General features: G+C 73.6%; 6 protein-coding genes. 5 read left to right on the top strand and 1 reads right to left on the bottom strand.

Features of this window, described 5'->3' with window-relative positions; translation table 11 throughout:
• The first annotated feature begins 519 nt into the window (after positions 1-519).
• The gene (locus tag ACFV7Q_RS20230) at positions 520-1,422 is read left to right on the top strand and encodes a tetratricopeptide repeat protein (RefSeq protein ID WP_385430180.1); all 903 of its coding nucleotides are present in this window, start codon (positions 520-522) and stop codon (positions 1,420-1,422) included.
• Between the two features lie 78 nt (positions 1,423-1,500).
• Here the strand turns inward: ACFV7Q_RS20230 and ACFV7Q_RS20225 are convergent, their stop codons facing one another.
• A complete protein-coding gene (locus ACFV7Q_RS20225) occupies positions 1,501-2,790 on the bottom strand; it encodes a DUF1015 family protein (RefSeq protein WP_385430171.1) in 1,290 nt (429 codons plus the stop codon).
• A 118-nt stretch (positions 2,791-2,908) separates the two neighbouring features.
• On the opposite strand from ACFV7Q_RS20225, the gene ACFV7Q_RS20220 reads away from it, so the two are divergent.
• The 4 genes from ACFV7Q_RS20220 to ACFV7Q_RS20205 are packed head-to-tail and all read left to right on the top strand — an operon-like array spanning position 2,909 to position 6,959.
• Positions 2,909-3,940: an HAD hydrolase-like protein gene (locus tag ACFV7Q_RS20220; protein ID WP_385430169.1), complete on the top strand. Its 1,032-nt coding sequence runs from the start codon at positions 2,909-2,911 to the stop codon at positions 3,938-3,940.
• A gap of 60 nt (positions 3,941-4,000) precedes the next feature.
• Positions 4,001-5,047, top strand: coding sequence for a FecCD family ABC transporter permease (locus ACFV7Q_RS20215; RefSeq protein WP_385430167.1), 1,047 nt, complete (start codon positions 4,001-4,003; stop codon positions 5,045-5,047).
• Entirely contained in the window at positions 5,044-6,117 is a 1,074-nt protein-coding gene (locus ACFV7Q_RS20210) for a FecCD family ABC transporter permease (RefSeq protein ID WP_385430165.1), read from the top strand. Before ACFV7Q_RS20215 ends, ACFV7Q_RS20210 begins: the two co-directional genes overlap by 4 nt.
• A complete protein-coding gene (locus ACFV7Q_RS20205) occupies positions 6,114-6,959 on the top strand; it encodes an ABC transporter ATP-binding protein (RefSeq protein WP_385430163.1) in 846 nt (281 codons plus the stop codon). The genes ACFV7Q_RS20210 and ACFV7Q_RS20205 overlap by 4 nt, the downstream gene beginning before the upstream one ends.
• The last annotated feature ends 31 nt before the right edge of the window (positions 6,960-6,990 follow it).

Here is a 6,990-nt window from a genome sequence, read left to right as displayed (position 1 = left end):
GAGGACCGCCCGTCGTACCCGCGCCGCGACGACCGCGGTGAGCGTCCGTCCTTCCGCCGCGACGACCGCGGTGAGCGGCCCTCGTACCCGCGCCGCGACGACGAGCGCGGTGGCTTCCGCCGCGACGACCGTGGCGAGCGTCCCTCGTACCCGCGTCGTGACGACCGTGGCGAGCGTCCGTCCTTCCGCCGCGACGACCGCGGTGAGCGGCCCTCGTACCCGCGCCGCGACGACCGTGGCGAGCGTCCCTCGTACGGGCGTCGGGACGACGAGCGCGGTGGGTTCCGGCGTGACGACCGCGGTGACCGCGGCGAGCGTGGCGGCTACCGCCGTGACGACCGCGGTGAGCGTCCCTCGTACGGGCGTCGTGACGACCGCGACCGTGGCGGGTACCGCGGGCGCGACGACCGCGGCGGCTACCGCGGCGACCGCGACCGCGACGGCGGCCGGCCGGACCGCGACCGGGACCGCGACCGTGAGCCCGTCAAGCGGCTGCCGATCGACGAGGACGTCACCGGCATGGAGATCGACGCCGACGTCCGCCAGGAACTCCTGAGCCTGCCCAAGGGACTGGCCGAAGAGGTCGCCCGGAACCTGGTCATGGTCGCCCGCCTGATCGACGAGGAGCCGGAGCGGGCGTACGCGTACTCGCGGATCGCCCTGCGGCTGGCCTCCCGCGTCGCCGCCGTCCGCGAGGCCGCCGGCTTCGCCGCGTACGCCGTGCAGAAGTACAGCGAGGCGCTCGCGGAGTTCCGTGCCGCCCGGCGCATGACCGGCTCCGTCGAACTGTGGCCGATCATGGCCGACTGCGAGCGCGGCCTCGGCCGTCCGGAGCGGGCGCTGGCCATGGCCGGCGAGCCCGAGGTGCAGAAGCTCGACAAGGCCGGCCAGGTCGAGATGCGCCTGGTCGCCGCCGGCGCGCGGCGTGACATGGGGCAGCTCGAAGCCGCCATCGTCACCCTGCAGAGCCCGGAGCTGGCCTCGAACGCCGTGCACCCGTGGACCGCGCGCCTGCGGTACGCGTACGCCGACGCCCTGCTCGCCGCCGGCCGTGAGGACGAGGCCCGCGAGTGGTTCGCCAAGGCGCTGGAGTCGGACCGGGACGGGGCCACGGACGCCTCCGACCGGCTCGCCGAGCTGGACGGCGTCGAGTTCGTCGACGCGATGGACTCCGACGAGGACGGCGCCCGGGACGAGGACGAGTTCGACGGGCAGGACCCCGCCGAGGTGGCCCGCGCCGAGCGCGCCTCCGACCAGACCGAGTACTACGACGAGGACGACGACGAGTACGAGCCGATCGAGCAGTCCGAGGCGGACGCGGACGCGGACGTCGACGTCGCTGACGAAGGCGACGACGTCGTCGACGTCGCTGACGAAGCCGTGGCCGTCGAGGACGAGGACCGGGACGGCGACAAAGCCTGAGCGGTGAAGTGAAGGAGGGCGGCACCCCCGAGGGGGTGCCGCCCTCCGCCGTGTCCGGCGTCAGCCCGTGCCAGGCGTTCAGCCCAGGCTGCGCAGGACCAGGCCCGTCGCCGGCTTCGGTCCGAACGAGGTCGACTTGCGGGGCATCGTCACGCCCTGGCGGGCCAGCTCCCGCACGACCTCCTCGCGTACGGGGTGCAGCAGGACCGCGGTGCCGCCGTGCCGCTCGGCCATGGCGACGGTGGCCGCCGCGTCGTGGATGTACGTGATCTGGTCGGGGGTGTCCGGGATCCGCCACAGCGCGTCGAGGAGCGTCGCGTGCAACACGGTCGCGTCCAGCCGGCGCCAGGCCTCGGGACGGTCGCGGCGCACGGTCCGGTGCAGGAGCTCCGGGTCAGGGTCCGTGACCAGGTGGAAGGTGCCGTCCCCGGTCAGGAGGAAGGCGTTGCCGCGCTCCGCGGCGTCCGCCAGGGCCTCCAGGGCCAGCGGCAGCGGGCCCTCGACCGGGCGGACCCGGAAGGTCCCCTCGACGGCGGCCAGGGCGTCGGCGAGCGGAAGGCGGTGCAGCATGCGGTGGATGGCCCGGACCTGGAGCGGGTAGCGGGCCGTGTCCACGAGGAGCACGAGGCCGAAGTCCCACGGCGTCGGCGACTGGTGCTCCTGCAGGGACCGGTGCTCCTGCTGGAGGCGCAGGTAGGTCGCCCAGCGGTGGTGGCCGTCGGCGATCAGTGCCTGGCGGTGGTGGAGGTCGGAGGTGATGGCGGCCTGGTCGGCGGGGTCGGTGACGGCCCACAGCCGGTGCTGGACGCCGTCCTCGGTCGTCGTCGCCAACAGGGGGGCGCGCCCGGCGGTCCGCTCGACGACCGCGGCTGCGCCGGCCGCGGCGTCGCCGCCCCGGTAGGTGAGGAGGAGCGGCTCCAGGTTCGCGGACGTGGCCCGCATCAGCCCCGCCCGGTCCGTGACCACGTGCGGCATGACGTCCTCGTGCGGGAGCACGATGCCGGCGTCCGCCGCCGAGAGGGCCAGTGCCCCGATGATGCCGCGCTGGATCAGGCGTCCCTTGCGCTGCTCGTAGACGTACAGCGCAGGTTCCGGGTCCGTGCTCAGGACGCCCTTGGCCAGCCAGTCCTGCAGGGTCTGCGCGGCCTGCTCGTTGCGGGCGTCCGGCGTTTCGGCCTGGGGGAGGATCAGGCGGACGATGTTGTGCGGGTCGGCGGACTCCAGGTAGTCGACGCCGTCGGGACGCACCACCACGTCGTACGGCGGTGATGTGACGGCGGCAAGGCTGCCGACGCGCTCCGGGACGTAGCGCAGGCCATGGAAGGGGATCAGGCGCAGCCCGTCGTGCGTGGTGCCAATAGTGGTCATTGGTGCATGGTAAGGCGCGTCTCGCGATGCGGGATGATCGAGTGAAGAAGACCTCGGCGGGCAATTGGTTGAGATCGTTCGAAGATCGAGTGGATCGGGCCGACAGGGAGTGCACAGGATGACCCGGCAGAGCAGGACCAGTCCGGCGGGCAGCGATCTCGCCCTGCACCAGGCGTACGACACGGCCCTGCTGGATCTCGACGGCGTCGTGTACGCGGGCGGCGCGGCCATCGGGCACGCCGTGGAGTCGCTGGCCGCCGCCCGGGCCGGGGGCATGCACCTGGCGTACGTCACGAACAACGCGCTGCGGACGCCGGACGCCGTCGCCGCCCACCTGGGCGAGCTGGGCATCCCCACCGAGGCCGCCGAGGTGATCACCTCGGCGCAGGCGGTGGCCCGGCTGATCTCGGAGCAGGTGGCGCTGGGTTCGAAGGTGCTGGTGATCGGCGGGGAGGGACTGCGGGTCGCGCTGCGCGAGCGCGGACTGGTGCCGGTCGACTCGGCCGACGAGGAGGGCCTCGCCGCGGTCGTCCAGGGGTACGGGGGACCCGACCTGCCGTGGGGGCGGCTCACGGAGGCCTCGTACGCGGTCAACCGGGGGGTGCCGTGGTACGCGTCCAACACCGATCTGACCATCCCGACCGGGCGGGGCATCGGCCCCGGCAACGGGGCGGCGGTGGAGGTCGTACGGATCGCCACGGGTGCCGAGCCGCAGGTGGCGGGCAAGCCGCTGCCCCCGATGCACCGGGAGACGGTGCTGCGGACCGGAGCACGGCGGCCGCTGGTGGTCGGGGACCGGCTGGACACCGACATCGAGGGGGCGTTCCACGGCGAGGTGGACTCGCTGCTGGTGCTGACCGGCATCGCGGACGGGGCGCAGCTGCTGCGCGCCGAGCCCCGGCACCGGCCGACGTACGTGGACCGGGACCTGCGCGGGCTGCTGACCGGGCAGCCGGAGGTCGAGCCGGCCGGGGAGGGCTTCCGCTGCGGCGGCTGGACCGCGGCCGCCGGGGACGGCGTACTCGAACTGCGCGGTGCGGGCGACCAGGTCGACGGGCTGCGGGCGCTGTGCGCGGCCGCGTGGACCTGGGCGGGGGAAGGGGCCTGCACGCTGGACGCGGGGAAGGCGCTGGCCAGGACCGGGTTGTAGGCGTCAGAATCGGGGAACGCAGGATCAAGGAAACGCCCAGGGTAGGCTAACCTAACCTCCGTGTTGGTCGAGAGTCCCCCTGAACAGAGCGCTGCGCCGGTCGCCGCCCCGCGCGCGCGACACGCGGCGCGCGCCGCCGGCCTGCTGGGCGCCTTCGTGTTGCTGGCCCTCGTCGTGGTGGCTAGCATCGCGGTCGGCGCCAAGCAGATGCCCCTCGACGAGGTCTGGCACGGCCTGTTCCACTACGCGGGGACGCCCTCCGACGTGGTGGTGCGCGATCTGCGCATCCCGCGCACCCTCCTCGGGCTGATGGTGGGCATCGGGCTCGGGCTGTCCGGCGCCGTGATGCAGGCGCTGACCCGTAACCCGCTCGCGGAGCCCGGCATCCTCGGCGTCAACGCCGGGGCGGCCGCCGCCGTGGTGTCGGCCATCAGCTTCCTCGGGGCCTCCAGCCTGACCGCGTTCGTGTGGTGGGCCCTGCTCGGGGCCGCCGTCGTCTCGGTCGTCGTGTACGTGCTCGGCGGCAGCCGCAGCGCGACGCCGGTGCGCCTCGCGCTCGCGGGTACGGCGGCCAGTGCCGCCCTCGTCGGCTACATCAACGCCGTACAGCTGATGGACAGCAAGGCGCTGGACAAGCTCCGTTTCTGGACGGTGGGCTCGCTGGCCTCGGCCAACATGGACACCGTCCGGCAAGTGGCCCCGTTCCTGGTCGTCGGCGCGGTCCTCGCGCTGGCCCTGGGGCGGCCGCTCAACGCGATGGCCATGGGCGACGACACGGCGCGGGCGCTCGGCGCGCACCTGACGCGGACCCGGACCGGGGCCATGCTCGCCGTCACCCTGTTGTGCGGGGCCGCGACCGCCGCCTGCGGGCCGATCGTCTTCCTCGGGCTGATGATCCCGCACCTGGCCCGCATCATCACCGGGCCCGACATGCGGTGGGTGCTCGCCTACTCGGCGGTCCTGTCGCCCGTCCTGCTGCTCGGCGCGGACGTCATCGGCCGGGTCGTCACCCGGCCCGCCGAGCTCCAGGTCGGCATCGTCACCGCCCTCATCGGCGGACCCGTCTTCATCTACCTCGTCCGGCGCAAGAGGATGGCCCAGCTGTGACCGTCGAACTCCGAGCGGGCCGAACCCGGTTCGGCTCCCCGACCCGGACGCTGCGCGGCCCCGCCGGGCTGTCGCTGCGCGTGGAACCGCGGGCGCTGGCGGTCGGCCTGGTGCTCACCGCCGCCGTGGCGGGGCTGGCCGTCCTCCTGATCGGCACCGGCGACTTCGAGATCGCGCCGGGGGACGTCGTACGCACCCTGCTGGGCAACGGCTCGCCCGCGCACGACTTCATCGTCAACGACCTGCGGCTGCCCCGGGTCCTCGTCGCCCTGCTCGTCGGCGCAGCCCTCGGCATGGCCGGGTCGGTCTTCCAGTCCCTGTCCCGCAACCCGCTCGGCTCCCCGGACCTCCTCGGCTTCCACTACGGCTCGGCGGTCGGCGCGCTCCTCGTGATCGTCCTGTTCAAGGGTGACGCGAACGCGGTGGCGGCGGGGGCACTCGCCGGCGGCTTGCTGACGGGCGTCTTCGTCTACCTGGTCTCGTACAAGCGCGGCATCAACGGCTACCGGCTGGTCCTCGTCGGCATCGGCACCTCCGCCATGCTCGTCGCGGCGATCCAGTACCTCCTGACCAAGGCCCAGCTCGTCGACGCCACCCGGGCCATGGTTTGGCTGACCGGCTCGCTGGCCGGTCGGGACTGGAGCCAGGTGTGGCCGCTGCTGGCGACCTGCGCGGTGCTGTTCCCCCTGGTCCTCGGGCAGGGCCGGGCCCTGCGGATGACCGAGATGGGCGACGACGCCGCGTACGCCCTCGGGGTGCGGGTCGAGCGCGTGCGGATGCTGCTCATGCTGGCGGCGGTCCTGCTCACCACCGCGTCCGCCGCCGCGGCCGGACCGATCACCTTCGTCGCGCTCGCCGCGCCCCAGCTGGCCCGGCGCCTGACCCGCTCGCCCGGGTCGAACCTGCTCACCGGCGCCCTGATGGGCTCCGTCCTGCTGCTGCTGTCCGACTGGGCCTCGCAGCGGGCGTTCGGCGCCGACCAGCTGCCCGTGGGCGTGCTGACCGGGCTCGTCGGCGGTGTCTATCTGCTCTGGCTGCTCGTCACGGAGCGCAGGGCGGGACGTATATGAACGACTCAAGGAGTACGCAGGTGCAGCAGCGGCTGACCGCGCAGAACGTGACCCTCGGCTACGAGCAGCGGGTCATCGCCGAGAACCTGTCCGTGGAGATCCCCGACAACTCCTTCACGGTGATCGTCGGACCCAACGCGTGCGGCAAGTCCACGCTGCTGCGCGCCCTCTCCCGGATGCTGAAGCCGGCCGCCGGACAGGTGCTGCTCGACGGGCAGGCCATCGGCTCCATGCCGGCGAAGAAGGTCGCGAAGACCCTGGGCCTGCTGCCGCAGTCCTCGGTCGCCCCGGACGGGATCACCGTCGCCGACCTCGTCGCCCGCGGCCGGTACCCCCACCAGGGGCTGCTGCGGCAGTGGTCGAAGGAGGACGAACGGATCGTTGGGGAGTCGATGGCCTCCACCGGGGTCGCCGAGCTCGCCGACCGGAGCGTGGACGAGCTGTCGGGCGGACAGCGCCAGCGCGTGTGGATCGCCATGGCGCTGGCCCAGCAGACGCCGCTGTTGCTGCTGGACGAGCCGACCACCTACCTGGACATCCAGCACCAGATCGACGTGCTGGACCTGTGCGCCGAGCTCCACGAGAACCAGGGGCGGACCCTGGTCGCCGTCCTGCACGACCTCAACCACGCGGCACGGTACGCCACGCACCTGATCGCCATGCGGGGCGGGAAGGTCGTCGCGGAGGGGCCGCCGGCCGAGGTGGTCACCGCCGAGCTGGTGCAGGAGGTCTTCGGACTGCGCTGCCGGATCATCGACGACCCCGAGACGGGGACCCCGCTGGTGATCCCGGCCGCGCGCACCTCCGCACGCACGGGCCGGGCCGAGGCCGTCACCGCCTGAGGGCCGCGGGCGCACGGCGCCGCCGCCTGAG

The organism is Streptomyces sp. NPDC059851, assembly GCF_042732005.1.
Classification (GTDB): domain Bacteria; phylum Actinomycetota; class Actinomycetes; order Streptomycetales; family Streptomycetaceae; genus Streptomyces.
Note: the sequence above shows the minus strand (reverse complement) of the source record. Positions and strands in the feature narration are given on the sequence as shown.